The sequence below is a fragment of the Streptomyces changanensis genome, from assembly GCF_024600715.1.
GTDB lineage: Bacteria > Actinomycetota > Actinomycetes > Streptomycetales > Streptomycetaceae > Streptomyces > Streptomyces changanensis.
Genome location: NZ_CP102332.1, coordinates 6,569,909 through 6,585,513, shown reverse-complemented (window position 1 = coordinate 6,585,513; position 15,605 = coordinate 6,569,909). Strand labels below are relative to the sequence as shown.

The window sequence follows — 15,605 nt, the reverse complement described above, 5'->3', positions numbered from 1 at the left end:
TGGCGGAGAGGGCGTACCCCAACGGGCGCCGGCCCGGGGGCCGGTGCTCGTACGGCCGCCCTCGGCCCGGCGGAGGCGGCGGCACGCGGAGGCGGCACGCGGACCCATCGGCGTGACGTCGGCGGACCCCAAGGCCCCGTCTCCTGGGCCTGATTGACATCGCGGGCGCGTCAGTCGTCGTGATCTTGGTGTTGGTCATGGCGTACGGGGCGGTGGGAGGCTGGGGCCACCGCCGACCCCGGCGACGTGACCCGCGGCGAGAGGTGGCCCTCCATGCACGTCTTCCAGACGACGACCGGCCCGGTACGGGGCCTGCGGGCGTCCGCCGACGTCGTCGCCGTCCTCGGGATCCCGTACGCCGCGCCGCCGTTCGGCGCCGACCGCTTCCGGGCGCCGCGCCCGGCACGGCCGTGGACGGAGGTACGGGACTGCACCGCCTTCGGCCCGGTGGCCCCGCAGTCGGCCCGACTGCCCGGCGCCCCGGCGTGGTCACCCGGTGACGAGGACGTGCTCACCGTCAACGTCTGGACCCCGGCGCGCGTCGGCGGACGCCTGCCCGTGCTGGTGTGGATCCACGGCGGCGCGTACACCTTCGGCTCCTCGGCCCAACCCGACTTCGACGGCACCGCGCTGGCGCGTGCCGGCCTGGTGGTGGTCACCCTCAACTACCGGGTGGGTTTCGAGGGCTTCGGACACGTACCGGCCGACGAGCCGGACCACGCGGAGGCCGGCGGGCCGGGCGACGGGACGAACGCCCACCCGGACAACCGGGGCCTGCTCGACCAGGTCGCGGCCCTGCGCTGGGTGCGCGACAACATCGCCGCGTTCGGCGGCGATCCCGGAAACGTCACGGTCGCCGGCCAGTCCGCCGGCGCCACGTCCGTCGCCTGCCTGATGGTGATGGACCGGGCCCGGGGCCTGTTCCACCGGGCCATCGCGCACAGCGCCGCCAGCCCGTACGCCACCCCCGGCGTGGCCGCGGCGACGACCCGTGAGGTCGCCGCGGCCGCGGGGTGCGCCGCCACGGCCCGGGGCCTGGCCTCCACGAGCCCGCAGGCCCTGGTCGCCGCCTCGGACCGGGTCGTGGACGCCTACCGGAACGACCCGGCGTCCGGCTCACGCCACTACGACCCCGTGCTCTACGCGCCCGTCCTCGACGGCGACGTCCTGCCCACCGACCCCCTCGCGCGGCTGGCCGCCGGCGCGGCCCGCGACGTGGACCTGCTGGTGTGTCACACCACGGAGGAGTACTGGTTGCTCGACGCCGTCGGCAGCAGTGCCAAGGTCACCACCGACGAGCGACTCGCCCGTTTCGTCGAGGACTTCGGCCTCCCCGACGGCCTGGTCGCCGGCTACCGCGCGGCCATGCCCCACGCCCCGGTGCTCGACGTCTACCTCGCCGTCTTCGGCGACCTGCTGTTCGGCGAGTTCACCACCCGGCTCGCCGAACTGCACGCACGGGGCGGCGGCAGGGTGTTCCGGTCACGTTTCGACCGTCGGCGCCTCGAGCCGGACCGGGTGGTACGGGCCTGGCACTGCGCCGACATGCCGTTCGCCTTCGGCAATCTGGACTGTCCCCACCTGGAGTTCCTCATCGGCGGTCCACCGACCCCCGCCGACCGCGAACTGGCGGGTCGCATGGTGCGCGCCTGGGCCGACTTCGCCGCCACCGGGGAGCCGGGTTGGCCGCCGGCCGACGGGTCCCCCGCCCACGCCCACGTCTGGACCACCGACGGGACCCCGGCCGACGAGGTGCCCACCGGAGTGCGCGACCTGTGGGCCCGCGTCGACTTCCCGCTCCTGCGCCCGTGAACCGACGGCGGACACGGGCCCGGTGACCGGCTGCCAGGACGGCCGCACGGATCCGACCCCGGCCGCCAGGACGGCCGTACCGAGTCCGGTCGACGCGGCGGCCGGTCGGCCCTGCGGCCGACGGGCGCGGCGGTCGGACGGCATCGGCCGACCCTGCGTCCGGTCGGCTCGGCGGCCGGAGCGCCGGGGCCTGGCGTTCACACCGCCGTCACGCGGTGCGTGTGCGGAGCCGTCGCGTCGTCACCCACCGGGCGTACAGCAGGTGGGCGACGACCTCCGCGGTCAGGACCGCGACGACCTGCCAGGGCGCGAGGTGCCCCGCGACGCCGATGACCAGGAGCGGGACGCCGACGCCGGGCACCGCCCAGGTCGCCACGAGCAGGGGGCGACGGCCGAAGCGCAGGGCGATGCAGGCGTGTGCGGTGTGGTAGAGCGCCAGGCCCCCGGCGAGGGCGACCACCGCGCCGCGTGCGAGGTGCCCGTGCCCCTGCCCGGCCTCCTCCACGGCGGTGGCCAGACCGCCCGCCATGGCCACGACCCCCGCGGTGACGAAGAAGTGGAGGAAGGCGGTGACGTCCCGGGCGAGCGGGACGGCCCTGTCGCCCGCCGCCGCGCGCAACACGGTCTCCGCCGCCGCGGACCCGAAGTCGAAGTAGGACCACCACAGGGCGGCCAGCATGACGAAGCCGACGAGCGCCACCCACCCGCCGGCAGCGGTCCACTCGGTGTCCAGCGACCCGATCAGCCCGACGACCGACTCGCCGAACACGATGATCACGAAGAGCCCCACCCGCTCCACCAGGTGCCCCACGTGCAGTCGGCGCGGCAGCCCGGCACTCCGCTCCACGAACAGCACCCCGACCTCGGCCGCGAGCAGCACGCCCCAGATGACGAACCGCCACGGGGCCGGCACCAGGACCGACGCGGCCCAGCCGACGGCCGGGACGAGGCAGTACACCAGCGGCCGCCACCTGGGCACGAGCGCGTCGCCGGGGTGGATGGGCCGGGTGGTGGAGGGCCACCACAACCCGAGCAGGACGATGCGGGAGCCGGCGTAGCCGAGGGCGTACGCGGTGGAGCGTTCCCCCGTGGCCTCGGTGACGGCGACCGTCATGACCGCCAGGCTGAGCATGGCGGTGAGCATGAGGAGCCGACGGCGCGCGGTGTCGTCCTCGAAGAGGTTGGCGGCCACCGTGAGGTTGATCCACGCCCACCAGGGCGGCAAGTAGAGCGCCAGGAAGACCGCGAAGTCGGCCGGCCCGGGATCGCCGTGCAACGAGTGGGCGAGCTGGCCGGCCAAGGCCACGAACACGAGGTCGAAGAACAGCTCCAGCCACCCCGCGTGCCTGCTGTGCTCCACGCCTGGGGCAGTGGGGGGCGCGCCGCGACCAGCTCCATACCCTTCCATAACCTGACATACCACCACAGCGACCACCCGGCGGCCACCACCCCACCCCGGCCCACACCACGGTCGCGCCACCGGACGCGCCGACCGGAGCGCGCCTCCCGAGCGCCCCGTCGACCGACTTCCCCCCACCCCTCGGCCAACCCCGCTCCCACCGGGTGATGACGTCGCGACACCCGTACGGTGCGGTGGCGCCACGCCAGTCCTCGTTCACGTCTGCGACATCGGCCATGGATGTCCGCCCTTGATCGGGCGACGTGGCGCCCGCTGTCCGCCTGCGCCGAGCAGCCTGTCGACCATGCGGCGCGCACAGGCCGTCAGGCCTGTCGGCAGCAGGCAGCAGACCGGCTCATCGTCGGACTGCCCCGGAGGCGGGGACGACCACGGAGCCCGCTCGGCCGGCAGCACCATGGGGTGCGCGCCTTAGCGTCGGTCAAGGTGTCGTCGAGGCCGTGGGGGACGCATGGCGCCGTGCACCGGTGACGACGAGCGAGACGTTCTGCCCACCGAAGCCGAAGGAATTGCTGAGCACGGCCTTCTGGGGGGCGTCTCGTCGCTCTGCGACGACATCGAGATCGATGTCGGGATCGACGCCGACCGCGGTGAGGTTGCGGGTCGGCGGGATGACGCCGTGCTCCACGCTGAGGACGGCGATGAGTGCTTCGATCGCGCCGGCGGCACCGAAGAGATGACCGAGCGCCGCCTTGGGGGCTGTCACGGTGGCGCGGCCGAAGACCTCCCCGATCGCGTGCGCCTCGGCGACGTCGCCGACCGGAGTCCCGGTGGCATGGGCATTGATGTGGCTGATCTGCCCGGGAGTCAGACCGGCCTGCGCGAGGGCCTTCCGCATGGCCGAGATCTGACCGGAGCCGTCAGGAGCGGGCGCCGTGATGTGGTGGGCGTCGGCGGCGATGCCGGCGCCGGCGAGAACCGCGTGGACGCGCGCGCCCCGGGCGCCGGCGTGCTCGGCGCTTTCCAGCACCATGACAGCCGCGCCTTCACTGAGGACGAATCCGCTGCGGTCCGCGGCGAACGGCCGGGACGCGGAAGCGGGTTCGACGGTATGCCGCGACAGTGCTTTCGCCTGGGCGAAGCCGGCAACGGTGATCGGTGTGATCGCGGCCTCGGTCCCGCCCACGATCACCACGTCCGCCTCGCCGGCACGGATGAGACCGGCCCCCAGGGCGATCGCCTCTGCACCGGAAGAGCACGCCGAGACGGGCGTATGGACACCGGCCCGTGCACCGTATTCGATACTTATCAGCGCCGCCGCCGCATTGGGCATGAGCATGGGGACCGTGCGCGGCGAGACGCGCCGTGTCCCGGACGCCTCCAGTACGTCGTCCTCCTGCAACAGCGTCCGTACGCCCCCGATGCCCGTGCCGATCGCCGATGCGAGCCGGTCCGGTTCCACCTCCGGGGCCCCGGCGTCCGCCCACGCCTCGGCCGCTGCGGCCAAGGCCGCCTGCTGTGAGCGGTCGAGCCGCCTGGCCTGTGCCGGCGGCAGCGACTCGGCGGGGTCGATCGCCATCGTCCCCGCGACGGTGTCGGGGAGGCCGGCATCCTCGTGGCCTCGCAGGACGACCCCGCGGATGCCGGACTCGCCGGCAAGCAGGGCGTCCCAAGTGGACGCCACGTCCCCACCGAGGGGCGTGATCGCGCCGAGTCCGGTCACGACGACTTCAGTCCGGTGCATGCCTGAACCTTTCTTGTATGCGATACAAGCGAACGGGATTTTTGTATCACATACAATCGAGGCGTGGAAAAGAAGCGAACGGAAGCCCGATCGACGTCGGCTCGGTCACGGGACCGCGGTCGGGCGACGAGGCGCCGGCTGATCGAGGCGACTGCCCGGCTCTGCAAGGAGCGGCCCGGCGCCGAGGTGAGCGTCGCGGAGATCGCCAACGCGGCGGGCGCCTTCCCCAATCAGGTCACGTACTACTTCGGATCCAAGGACGCGCTCCTCGTGCACGCCGCCTTTCTGGGCCTGCTGCACGATGCCCGACGGATTGAGCGCATCGGTCGCCAAGCCCCGGACGCGGCGACATTTCGGCGCAACATCGCCCGCGCCGTACTGGCCATGCCCTCGCTTCCGTCAGTCACGCGAGCACTCGCCGCCGGGATCTCCAAGCCCGAACTCGCCCCCGTGGTCGACCGGCACCTCCAGCTGCTGTTCCGACAATCCGAGCGCTTCGTGAGCCAGCTCATCGACAGTCGCGGCTGGAGGGCCCGTCGACCGCTCAACGTGGAAGCCAGGACGTTCTGGAGCACCGCGCTCGGTGCAGTGCTTCTCGTCCGCGCCGGGGCGCACGGCACCGTCGGCGACCTCGACCTCGCGGGAACCTTGACCATCCACGACGAAGCCGATCCCGCTTAGCGCAGTCGAACAGGCCGGCGACGGCGTGCGCGGCTCACACCCGACGGTGGCCTCGTCACGGTCGGCATATGCGGCTTCGGTCCAGGTCCTGCGCGCAGGGGGTCACGAGGCCACCACGGTGGTGGAGACCTCGACCGGGATCGCCAGGCTGTTGGCCACGTAGCACTCGCGGTGGGCCCGCGCGGCCAGTTCCCGGACCTCGGTCTCGTCGGTCCCGGCGGCGACCTCGACGGTCACGTGCAGGTGGATCGCGGCCAGGCGGGTGGGCTCGGCGGCGAGGTCGAGGTGGCTGGTGGCCTCGTCGTCGTAGGCGAGCACGTCCACTCCGGCACGGGCGGCGGCGCCGAGGAACGACAGCATCTGGCAGGACGAGGCGGCCATGACCACGAGTTGCTCGGGGTTGAGCCGGTCGGCGTTGCCGCGGAAGGCCGGGTCGGCGCTCAGGTCGACCCGGGTGGTGGCCGGCGTGGCGACGGCGGTGTGGTCGCGCGAATAGGCGCGGACCCCGGCCGCGGTGGAGCCGTCCCAGTGCAGACGCGTGCGGTAGCTGTGGGTGTCCATGTCCGAACCGTAGGACCGGGACGCTTCGGCACCGGCCGAAGTGTCTTCGCCGTATCGTCACCTCCATGAGCCGAGACCGGGACTTCACGCGAGTGGGCAAGGCCCTCGCCGCTCCCGCGCGCTCCGTCTTCCTGAACCTGCTCATGGACGGGACCAGGCGGCCGGCCGGCGAGCTGGCGAAGGGGGCCGGGGTGAGCGCCTCGACCGCGTCGGAGCACCTGGCGGTGCTCGTCGACGCCGGCCTGGTGACCTGCGAGGCGCGGGGGCGGTGCCGCTACTACTCGCTCGCCGGCCCGCAGGTCGCCACCGCCCTGGAAGCGCTCGGCCTCCTGGCCGACCCGGCCCCCGTCTCCGGGTACCGACGCAGCCGTCAGACGCAGCACTTGGCCACGGCGCGGTTCTGCTACGACCACATCGCCGGCCGGCTCGGCGTCGCGCTGGCGGACACCTGGACACGCCAGGGGTGGCTGGCCGACCGAGGGTCGCTCGCGCTCACCGACGCCGGCGCCGACGGGCTGCGCGGGATCGGGGTGGACGTCGACGGCGCGGTGCGGGCCCGGCGCGCCACCACGCGGGCGTGCCCGGACTGGACGGAACGGCGGGCGCACCTGGCCGGCGCCCTGGGCGCCGAAGTCGGCAGACGGTTCCTCCAGGTGGGATGGGTGGTGCGGCACCGCTCCGGGCGGGGCCTCGACGTCACGGGGAGCGGCCACGACCTCCTCCGCGGGACCTGGGGAATCGACCTCACCCAGCAGGCTCCGCAACGGTGAGCGGGCGTCACCGCACGCCGGCCGACTGCTCGCCCGGGTCACCGCCGGGAGGCGGTCCCGACCAGTCGTCGCCCTCGACAAACTCCACGCGACGCCCGCGCCCACGGCACGCGCACGCGGCCGGCCCCCCGCCTCGGTGGAGGTGCCCGCCCACGGCGGTGCCTTCCAGCGGCGGACACGGCAGGTGCGTACGCGGCCGGGCGCCTACGAGGGCTCTTCCGGCGTGAATCGGTAGAGCTCCGGGACGGAGACCTTGATCGGCTCCTGGGTGGTCCGGGCGATCACGACCACGGCGGGTTCGTTCGGGTCCGGGTTCTCCTCCCGGTGCGGGACGAACGGGGGGACGAGGAAGAAGTCACCCGGCTCGGCGGCGAGTCGGACTTCCCGCGTGCCGTCGTGGTAGACGAACACGGGATGACCGCTGACCACGTAGATCCCTGCCTCGGAGTCGCCGTGGTGGTGGTTGTCCGTCGCGCTCAGCGGCGGGTTCTCCACCCTGCCCATCCACAGCCTCCTGGAGCCGACGGTACCGCCGCTGATGGCGGCGAAGCCGTCCAGTTCGTCGGAGCGGACGTGGTGGACCCGGTCGCCGAGCGGTGCCCCGTCAGCGGTGGGGGCGGTGTGCGGCGCGGTCCGGGCACTGCGGTGAACGGTCATCGCGTGACCTCCTGTCTGCCTGCGTGCGGCTTCTGACAGGTACCAGACTGCGGCGGGCGCCCGGGCTCCGTCACGTGCTGTTGCCGCAGCGGCACAAAGGACGGGAGCGGCGATCCCCCACGGGGCGGGACCGTCGGCGGTCACCGGTCCGGGGTCCGCCATTCGGGAGCGAGGACCGCCCAGATCTGTTTGTCGTGACGCACGCCCGCGTACGGCCACGCCTCACGCCGTACGCCTTCCAGTGTCATGCCGAGCCGTCGGGCCACGGCGGAGCTCCGGTCGTTGTCGGCCCGGCAGTGCCATTCGGCCCGGTGCAGGGACCGGGAGGTGAACGCCCAGTCCAGCAGCACGCCACACGCCCGCGTGACCAGGCCGTGGCCCTCGGCGGACGGCTCCAGCCAGCAGCCGATCTCACACGACCCGAGAGCGGTGTCGAAGTCGGTGAACATCACTCCCCCGACCAACACGTCGTCCCGCCGGATGCCGTACAGGCGGGCGCCGTCGGCGGCCTGACGTCCGGCGTACCGCTGCAGGGTGGCCCGTGCCCCGGCTTCGTCGTCGGTGACGAACCCGGCCCCGACCCACGGCCGGATGTGTTCACGGGCACGGTCCAGATGGTCGGCGAACTCCGCGGCGTGCCGGACCTCCAGCGGACCGAGGCGAGCACCGTCGCCCAGCGGCAGCGAGAACACGAGCACCTCCCCCTTCACATAACATGCGTTACGGAAATGTATCGTGTCGGCATGCCACGCACCAGGGGAGATCACGAGGCCCGTCGGCGCGACGTCTCCGCGGCGGTGTGGCAGGTGATGGCCACACGCGGCTTCGCCGGCCTGACCCTGCGCGCCGTCGCCACCGAGCTCGGCGCGACGACCGGCCTGCTCACGCACTACTTCCCCACCAAACGCGCCCTGGTGACCTACGCCCTCGACCTGCTCGAACAGCGGACCGGCTCCCGCCCGCGCCGCGGCACCGGTGAAGGTCTGGCCGCACTGAAGGACGCGCTGCTGGACATCCTGCCGCTGACCCCGGAGGCCACCGACGGCAACCGGATCTGGGTGTCCTCCTGGGACACCGCGCTCTCCAGCCCGGAGCTGAGCGCCGACTACGCCCGCAAGTACGCCCGGAGCCGCGACGGACTGCGCGACCGAGTGGCCGCGGCTCAGGAGCTCGGCGAGCTGCCCCCCGGCGATCCCGCACGCGTCGCGGCCGGCGCCCAGGCGTTCGTCCTCGGCCTGGTGGTGCAGGCCCTGTTCGACCCGGCGGCGTTCCCGCCGCGACGTCAGGTCGCACTCCTGGACGACTACCTGGCCGCCCTGGCCGCCCCCCGCCCCTCCGGCGGCGACCACGGGACCCAAGGCCCCTCCTGACGCGGGGACGGGGCGCGCCCGCGGCGGTGCACCGAAGGGGGGCCGTGGCGGTGAGGGGCGTCGGGCCACGGCGTACGGTGTGCGGGCCCCGGCACCCGCCCCAACAAGCAGGCATCCGGTGGCCCACCCGGCGCGGGAGGCGGGCAGTCGTCCCCACCGCGCTGGCGGAACGTTTCTCCTCAGCGTGGCGCGTCCCGGTTCACAAGCGCTCCTGGGCGATGTCGCCCTCGTCGGGTCCGTCGCCGCCGCGGGACTTCTTCCGGGCCTGGAGCAGGCGCAGGCGGTCCAGCCGGTTGATCACGGGCGAGGCGGTCACCCCGTGCAGGACCACGGAGGCCACCACCGTCGCGCTCACCACGGCCCACAGCGCGTCGGCCGGCACCCCGAAGCCGGAGTGGCCGAGCGCGTACGCCAGGTAGAACAGCGAGCCGACGCCGCGGACGCCGAAGAACGCCGTCACGACGCGTTCGCGCGGTCCCGCGGGGCTGCCCGGCTGGGCGACCCAGGCGGTGAGGGGGCGCACCACGAGCAGCAGGAGGAGGCCGACGACCACCCCCTGCCAGGTCAGGGCCGTCAGGGCGCCCTGCGCCACGAAGGCGCCCAGGAGGAAGAGGAGGGCCGCCGTGAGGAGCCGCTCGATCTGCTCGACGAAGTCGTGCAGCACCGTGTGGTAGCCGTGCGCGCGCTCGGCGGCGCGGATGCGGCAGGCGGTGACGAACACCGCGAGGAAGCCGTAGCCGTGGGCGAGCTCGGTGAGCCCGTAGGCGAAGAAGGTGGCGCCCAGGGCGACGAAGCCCTCCCGGTGCTCGGACAGCCGCATCGCGTGCCGGGAGGCGTGGAAGAACAGCCAGCCCAGGAGCTTGCCGACGGCGAGCCCCGCGAGCACGCCGACCGCGCACTTGTAGGCCACGTCGACGAGGAGCCACCGCCCGAACCAGTCGCTCACCGGCGTGGCCCCCGCGGCGGCCATCGCGATGGCCGCCATGACGACGGGGAAGGCGAGGCCGTCGTTGAGGCCGGCCTCGCTCGTCAGCGCGAAGCGCACCTCGTCCTCGTCGTGCTCGGACTCGGTGGGCGCGCCCACCCGGACCTCCGACGCGAGGACGGGGTCGGTCGGCGCGAGGACGGCCGCCACGAGCAGCGCGGCGGCCGGCTGCCAGCCGAGCAGCGCCCAGACGGCCAGTGCGGTCGCGGCGATCGTCAGGGGCATGGTGATACCGAGCAGCCGCCAGGAGGTGCGCCACGTCCGGCGGCCGAAGGGGCGGTTCAGGGCGAGCCCCGCACCCATCAGGGAGATGATCACGCACACTTCCGTGACGTGCTCGATCATCGCACGGTCGCGCACCGGGTCGATCTGCGGCATGGGGAGCGGCAGGAACTGGACGGCGAACCCGCACAGCAGGAACACCAGGGGCATGGAGAGCGGACGTCCGGCGACCAGCCGCGGCACGACCGCCGCCGCGAGCGCGCCCGCCCCGAGCAGGGTGAAGAGGAAATCAACCGAGGTCACCGCTCACGAATGCCCGCCAATGATCGATGGCACGCCGATCAGAGCTACGAATTCCGCTTCTGTCGTGGTGCGCCGCGTCGACGCGGCCGGTGTGCCCTTCCGGTACCGGCTCCGCCCCCTGGGGTCCCGCCGGCCCGTCCCGCCCCACGCCGGGGTCCGCGCCGGGGCCCGCGACCCGGGTGCCGGGTCGGGTCCGGCCCGGGGGCGGGTCGGGGCCGGGACAGGTCGGGGCCGGGTCCGGCCCGGGGGCGGGGTGGCCCGAGGTCGGGGGCGGGGGCTCACGCCCCGGTGCGAGGGCGTGGGCGGGTTCCGGAGGCGGTCCCGGCCGCAGCGCGGGAGAGTACGGCACCACCCGGGTGACGAGCCGCGTCCCACGACGATGATCCGACCGCGGCGGGGTAGGAGGACGGCGACCACCCCACCACTGCCACTGCCCCGAGGAGGCACAGGTGACCGACGACGCCTACTTGTTCCTGCTGGACGAGACCGCGACCCCGCTCGGTGTTCCGCCGGGCTCCGTCGGCGACCTCGCGTGTCTGGAGACCCCGGCCGTGCGGGCGTGGCTCGACGCGCACGGTGTCGCGGTGACCTCCCCGCGACTGCGCCTGGTGCCGCCGGAGGAGACGGCGGCCATCCCCGAGGGCGCGGAGCGCCTGCCGGTCCCCCTGGGCGACGAGGAGCTGAGCCGTCTGCGGCACGGCAACGCCCCGGAGTCCGTCGCCCGCCTGGAGGAACAGCTCCTCGCCTACCGGGAGTACACCGACGGGCGCGACGCCCTGCTCGGCCGGGCACTGGCAGCCGGAGTGCCCCTGGCGCGCATCGTGGAGCTGACCGGCGAGGAGCCCCGCACCGTCGCCGCGGCCGCCCGGTGAGCCGTAGGCGACACGACGAGCGGCGCGGCCCGGTTGAGCCGGGCGCGCGCCGCACGGTGGCAACGTGAGCGACATGGCCAAGACCGCACTGATCGTGATCGACATGATCAACACGTATGACCACAAGGACGCCGACCAGCTGCTCCCCTCCGCCCGGACCGTGGTGCCGGTCGTCACCGACCTGCTGCGCCGCGCCCGCGAGCGGGACGTCCCGGTCATCTACGTCAACGACAACTTCGGCGAGTGGCGCTCGCATCACGGAGAACTCCTCGACACGGCCCTGGCGGGGCCGCACGCGGACCTCGTCGAGCCGCTGCGGCCGGACGACTCGTCCCTCTTCGTCGTGAAGGCGCGCCACTCGATCTTCTTCGAGACCCCGTTGACGTATCTGCTGCACCAGCAGGGCATCGAACGGCTCGTGCTGTGCGGGCAGGTCACCGAGCAGTGCGTGCTGTACTCGTCCCTCGACGCGCACATCCGGCACTTCGAGGTGGTGGTCCCCCGCGACGCCGTCGCCCACATCCACGCGGACCTCGCCGACGCCGCCCTGCGCATGATGGAGCGCAACATGGGCGCGCGCGTGTGCGAGAGCCGCGAGCTCTGGGCCTGAGAGGACCGCGCGTGGACGCACCGGACCCGGGCCCGGCGGACCGCACGGACTCAGACCGGTGTACGCACGAAGACGCAGAACGGGTGGCCCGCCGGATCCGCGAGGACGTACAGCGGCTCGTCCGGGTCGTCATACCGGTCGAGCAGCAGTTCCGCGCCCAGGTCCTCCGCCCGCCGCCGCTGCCTGGTCAGCTCGGCCGCGTCCGGGACGGTGAGGTCGAGGTGGGCCTGCATCGGGACGTCGTGGGCGGGCCACGTCGTCCGGGGCAGGCGCTCGACCTGCTGGAAGGCGAGCTGGTTCACCCCGTCGGAGGTGCGCAGCACGAGCCAGTCGGGCTCGTCGGGTGCGCCGTCCGCGGGCGGTTCGTCGCCGGGGCGGTACGTCAACCCGAGCAGGCGCCGGTAGAACTCGGCCAGCTCCCGGGGCCTGGTCGTGTCGAGCACGGTGTGCAGCAGTTGGGGGTGCGACGTCATGGGCCTTCCTGGGGGTCTGTGGGTCGGCTCCTCACAGCCTTCCCGGATCAGGCCGGATGAGCCGCGCCCGTCGCCGTCACTTCCCCTCCCCTCTCCCCCGGCCCGTACCCTCCGCCGTCCCCGTCCCCGTCCCCGTCCCCGTCCCCGTCTCCGCCTCCGCCTCCGCCTCCACCGTGTCGTGCCGACCCCGCACGGCGGAGCGGAAGCCGAGGGGCGTGTGCCCGGTGCGGTGCTGGAAGAACTTGCCGAAGTTGGTGGGGCTGGAGAAGCCGAGCTGGGCGGCGATCCGGGCGACGGAGGCATCGCTGTGGGCGAGGACCCGTTTGGCCTCCAGCACCACCCGCCGGTCGACGAACTCCTTCGCGCCGAGCCCGGTTGCGGCGTACGCGGCCCGGGTGAGGGTCCGCGGCGAGTAGCCCAGCGCCCGGGCGTACTCCTCCACCCGCCGGCTGCGCGCGAAGTCCCGCTCGACCGCGTCCCGGAACCGCAGGAACGTCTCGTCGTGCTCCACGGCCGGCCCCGCTGCGGGCCGCGCGAGGTGGGACAGACGCAGGACGAGGACGGCGAGGAGGTGGCGCAGCGCGGCGGTGTGCGGTTCCAGCGGCATCCGTCCCAGGGCGTCGAACTCGTGCCGCAGGTGTTCGGCGGCCAGCCGCAGCGCCTCCGCGTCGCGGGGCGCCGGGGTGTGGACCGCCGCGCCGTACGGGTCGTCCAGGTGCGCGGCGGCGGCCGTGGCCGCGTCGAGGAAGTCCGTCTCGAAGAACACCACGGCGCCGTCGGTCCCCGTCATGTCGTGCCACTGCTGTACCTGACCGGGCCGCACCCACAGCCACGAGCCCGGTGGGACGGCGTGGTCCACGAAGTCCACCGCGTGGCGCAGGACGCCGACGGACGGTGCCAGCAGGTGGTGGAAGGCGGGGCGCTGCGGCGTCTCCAGGCTCCGCCGTGGCAGCCGGGCGGCCAACGCGGCGAGCGATCCCACCTCCACGCCGGACGGCACGCCGGCCGGAGCGACGAAGGGCACCTCCCTGATCCGCTCGGCGCCCCTGCCACCGCCCCTGTCCCCGCTCCGCGTCTGTCCCTTTTTTACCGTCATCAGTCCACAACCTACCCGGAGACCCCAGCAATGACCTCGTACGTTGAAGAAGGGCCGGAGAGCGCGCCATCGGGTGGAGTCCGATAAGGGCGACGCCGTGGCGCGGTCGTACCCCCCCCACGGACGTACCGGTGGGGCGATCCTGCCACGTGTTCGACGGAGCTCCCGTCACTCCCAGGAAGGAACAGTCGATGAAGATCGCGCTTTTCGGTGCCACCGGCATGGTCGGGAGCCGCATAGCGGCCGAGGCGGTGCGGCGCGGCCACGACGTCGTGGCGGTGTCACGCTCGGGCGCGTCGCCCGTGGCGGGCCCGGGCGTGACGGCCGTCGCCGCGGACGCGGGCTCCGTCGAGGCCGTCGCGACCGCCGTCGCGGGGGCGGACGTGGTGGCGTCGGCGCTCGCCCCGGTACGCGACGGCAGCGATCCTCGGGCCTCGTTCGCCGCACTGTACGACGCCTTCCTCGACGGCGTCCGGCAGGGCGGTGTACGCCGGGTGGTGATCGTCGGCGGCGCCGGCTCGCTGCTCGTCGAGCCGGGCACGGCCCTGGTGGACACGCCGGGCTTCCCGGTGGCGTACAAGGCCGAGGCGCAGGCCCACGCCGACCGGCTGGCCGCGCTGCGCGGGGTCACCGACCTGGACTGGACGTACGTGTCGCCGGCCGCGCAGATCGCCCCCGGGGAGCGGACAGGGGTGTTCCGTGTCGGCGGTGACGCGTTGCTGACCGACGCCGAGGGCAACAGCGCCATCAGCGCCGAGGACTACGCCGTCGCCTTCGTCGACGAGATCGAGCGGGGCGCACACCCGGGCACCCGGATCTCCGTCGCGTACTGAGCCGGCGGACGGCAGGGCCGCGCACGGACCGACCGCGCCCGGCCCTGCCCCCCGGACTCCCCGCAGGACGGGGGCGGATTCCGTCGACCGCTTCCTCCGGTCAGCACTCCGCAAGGGACGCCGTGCGCAAGGTCGTGTACTTCGTCGCCACCACCCTGGACGGCTTCCTCGCCTCCCCGGACGCGGACCACTCGATGTTCGTCGAGGGCGAGGACCACGGGGCCTGGGTCCTGGGTCCCGGGCCCTGGACCGGATGCCGGAGACGGTACCCACGGCGTACCGGCACCTGGTACCGGGCCCGGCGGAGACGGCGAACCGCCGGTTCGACACCGTCCTGATGGGCCGCGGCACCTACGAGCGGGGGCTGCGCGACGGAGCCACCAGCCCCTACCCGCACCTGCGCCAGTGCGTCACGTCCAGCAGCCCCGACAGCGTGTCCTCCTCTACGACTCGGCGTACGCACCGCAGCGATACGGCGTCGCCGAAGGCAGGATCCACGACAGCGGCGGCCCGGTCATGACGTACGCGAGACGCGACTGAGCCGGCCACCGCCCCGGGCGACGCAGGGCGACCCGTGTGGTCACGGCCCGGGAGGGCGCGGAGCCTGTCCGGTCCGGAACGGCAACCGGACCACTCCCGGCCCACGGCGGACCCGTTCAGGCTGTCGGCCTTCTGCCATCGTGGCCCCCTGTCACACCACGGGAGGTGCCACCGCGTCCCCCTTCAGGGCAGGAACGCGTAGAACGGGCCGTCAGGAGCGAGGTTGCTGGAGCACAACGTCACGTCCCGGCCCTTGAGATAGGCCAGCAACCATTCACTGAACGTCATCTCGTAGAGAGTCCAGGCCGGACTGTCGAACTCCTGAACCACGACGCGCCAGGGCGAAGAGGGGTCGTCGGGGACGCGAAGGAAGACCGCCTCACCCGTCGTGGCCGACGCCACCGGTATCAGCTCCCCGGGGTTCGGCCCCACCGGGCCCGGCAGGAACTCCGCCATGTCCTCCTCGCGCCACAGCTCGAGGTCCCCCCTGATGCTGTCGCCCAGGCTGTGCAGGAGGTGGCCGGCGGGGTGCGTCAGGTACAGCTGCCCGTTGATCTCGATCGAACCGTAGGCGTCCACGACGTCACGGAAGTCGGTGGGGAAGGCGATACCGAGTTCCCGCTCCAGCTCGATCCAGGGAGCCGGATCCGACCAGCCGAACCGGGGTTCGCCCAACAGGGCCGTGATCTCCGCAAGCGTTGCCACTCCTGGGGTCCTTC

General features: G+C 73.5%; 17 protein-coding genes. 8 read left to right on the top strand and 9 right to left on the bottom strand.

The annotated features are described in order from the left end of the window. The first annotated feature begins 273 nt into the window (after positions 1–273). On the top strand, positions 274–1,812 hold the full coding sequence (locus NRO40_RS28940) for a carboxylesterase/lipase family protein (RefSeq protein ID WP_058941947.1): 1,539 nt from the start codon (positions 274–276) through the stop codon (positions 1,810–1,812). A 208-nt stretch (positions 1,813–2,020) separates the two neighbouring features. Here NRO40_RS28940 and NRO40_RS28935 read toward each other — a convergent pair whose 3' ends face one another. Then, complete coding sequence (locus NRO40_RS28935; protein ID WP_058941948.1) at positions 2,021–3,172, bottom strand: low temperature requirement protein A; 1,152 nt, start codon at positions 3,170–3,172, stop codon at positions 2,021–2,023. A 478-nt stretch (positions 3,173–3,650) separates the two neighbouring features. Then, positions 3,651–4,913 (bottom strand): beta-ketoacyl-[acyl-carrier-protein] synthase family protein, encoded by a 1,263-nt coding sequence (locus tag NRO40_RS28930; protein ID WP_058941949.1) that lies wholly within the window; start codon positions 4,911–4,913, stop codon positions 3,651–3,653. A gap of 63 nt (positions 4,914–4,976) precedes the next feature. Here NRO40_RS28930 and NRO40_RS28925 point away from each other — a divergent pair, with 63 nt between their 5' ends. Next, positions 4,977–5,594 (top strand): TetR/AcrR family transcriptional regulator C-terminal domain-containing protein, encoded by a 618-nt coding sequence (locus NRO40_RS28925; protein ID WP_058941950.1) that lies wholly within the window; start codon positions 4,977–4,979, stop codon positions 5,592–5,594. A 102-nt stretch (positions 5,595–5,696) separates the two neighbouring features. On the opposite strand, the gene NRO40_RS28920 is transcribed toward NRO40_RS28925, so the two are convergent. Continuing rightward, on the bottom strand, positions 5,697–6,155 hold the full coding sequence (locus NRO40_RS28920; protein ID WP_058941951.1) for an OsmC family protein: 459 nt from the start codon (positions 6,153–6,155) through the stop codon (positions 5,697–5,699). Positions 6,156–6,220: 65 nt separating this feature from the next. Between NRO40_RS28920 and NRO40_RS28915 the strand changes: the two genes are divergently transcribed. Further along, positions 6,221–6,925, top strand: a complete 705-nt coding sequence (locus NRO40_RS28915; RefSeq protein WP_079047019.1) for an ArsR/SmtB family transcription factor — start codon at positions 6,221–6,223, stop codon at positions 6,923–6,925. A 204-nt stretch (positions 6,926–7,129) separates the two neighbouring features. On the opposite strand, the gene NRO40_RS28910 is transcribed toward NRO40_RS28915, so the two are convergent. Continuing rightward, a complete protein-coding gene (locus NRO40_RS28910; protein WP_058941952.1) occupies positions 7,130–7,582 on the bottom strand; it encodes a cupin domain-containing protein in 453 nt (150 codons plus the stop codon). Positions 7,583–7,722: 140 nt separating this feature from the next. After that, positions 7,723–8,274: a GNAT family N-acetyltransferase gene (locus tag NRO40_RS28905; protein WP_058942005.1), complete on the bottom strand. Its 552-nt coding sequence runs from the start codon at positions 8,272–8,274 to the stop codon at positions 7,723–7,725. Positions 8,275–8,325: 51 nt separating this feature from the next. Between NRO40_RS28905 and NRO40_RS28900 the strand changes: the two genes are divergently transcribed. Then, the gene (locus NRO40_RS28900; RefSeq protein ID WP_058941953.1) at positions 8,326–8,952 is read left to right on the top strand and encodes a TetR/AcrR family transcriptional regulator; all 627 of its coding nucleotides are present in this window, start codon (positions 8,326–8,328) and stop codon (positions 8,950–8,952) included. Between the two features lie 199 nt (positions 8,953–9,151). On the opposite strand, the gene NRO40_RS28895 is transcribed toward NRO40_RS28900, so the two are convergent. After that, complete coding sequence (locus NRO40_RS28895) at positions 9,152–10,462, bottom strand: cation:proton antiporter (protein WP_058941954.1); 1,311 nt, start codon at positions 10,460–10,462, stop codon at positions 9,152–9,154. 449 nt (positions 10,463–10,911) lie between these two features. Here NRO40_RS28895 and NRO40_RS28890 point away from each other — a divergent pair, with 449 nt between their 5' ends. Then, positions 10,912–11,334: a DUF6003 family protein gene (locus NRO40_RS28890; RefSeq protein ID WP_058941955.1), complete on the top strand. Its 423-nt coding sequence runs from the start codon at positions 10,912–10,914 to the stop codon at positions 11,332–11,334. 73 nt (positions 11,335–11,407) lie between these two features. Continuing rightward, positions 11,408–11,944 carry an isochorismatase family cysteine hydrolase gene (locus NRO40_RS28885; RefSeq protein ID WP_058941956.1) on the top strand — a complete coding sequence of 179 codons (537 nt, stop codon included), beginning with the start codon at positions 11,408–11,410 and terminating at the stop codon, positions 11,942–11,944. A gap of 50 nt (positions 11,945–11,994) precedes the next feature. Here the strand turns inward: NRO40_RS28885 and NRO40_RS28880 are convergent, their stop codons facing one another. Continuing rightward, positions 11,995–12,417, bottom strand: a complete 423-nt coding sequence (locus tag NRO40_RS28880; RefSeq protein WP_058941957.1) for a VOC family protein — start codon at positions 12,415–12,417, stop codon at positions 11,995–11,997. A gap of 76 nt (positions 12,418–12,493) precedes the next feature. After that, positions 12,494–13,513 (bottom strand): helix-turn-helix domain-containing protein, encoded by a 1,020-nt coding sequence (locus NRO40_RS28875; RefSeq protein WP_079047020.1) that lies wholly within the window; start codon positions 13,511–13,513, stop codon positions 12,494–12,496. Between the two features lie 191 nt (positions 13,514–13,704). Here NRO40_RS28875 and NRO40_RS28870 point away from each other — a divergent pair, with 191 nt between their 5' ends. Together NRO40_RS28870 and NRO40_RS28865 are read left to right on the top strand one after the other, a co-directional pair. Continuing rightward, positions 13,705–14,346, top strand: coding sequence for an NAD(P)-dependent oxidoreductase (locus tag NRO40_RS28870; protein WP_058941958.1), 642 nt, complete (start codon positions 13,705–13,707; stop codon positions 14,344–14,346). Positions 14,347–14,599: 253 nt separating this feature from the next. Beyond that, positions 14,600–14,866, top strand: coding sequence for a hypothetical protein (locus tag NRO40_RS28865; RefSeq protein WP_157901826.1), 267 nt, complete (start codon positions 14,600–14,602; stop codon positions 14,864–14,866). Between the two features lie 203 nt (positions 14,867–15,069). Here NRO40_RS28865 and NRO40_RS28860 read toward each other — a convergent pair whose 3' ends face one another. Continuing rightward, entirely contained in the window at positions 15,070–15,591 is a 522-nt protein-coding gene (locus NRO40_RS28860; protein ID WP_058941960.1) for an SMI1/KNR4 family protein, read from the bottom strand. Between the last annotated feature and the right edge of the window lie 14 nt (positions 15,592–15,605).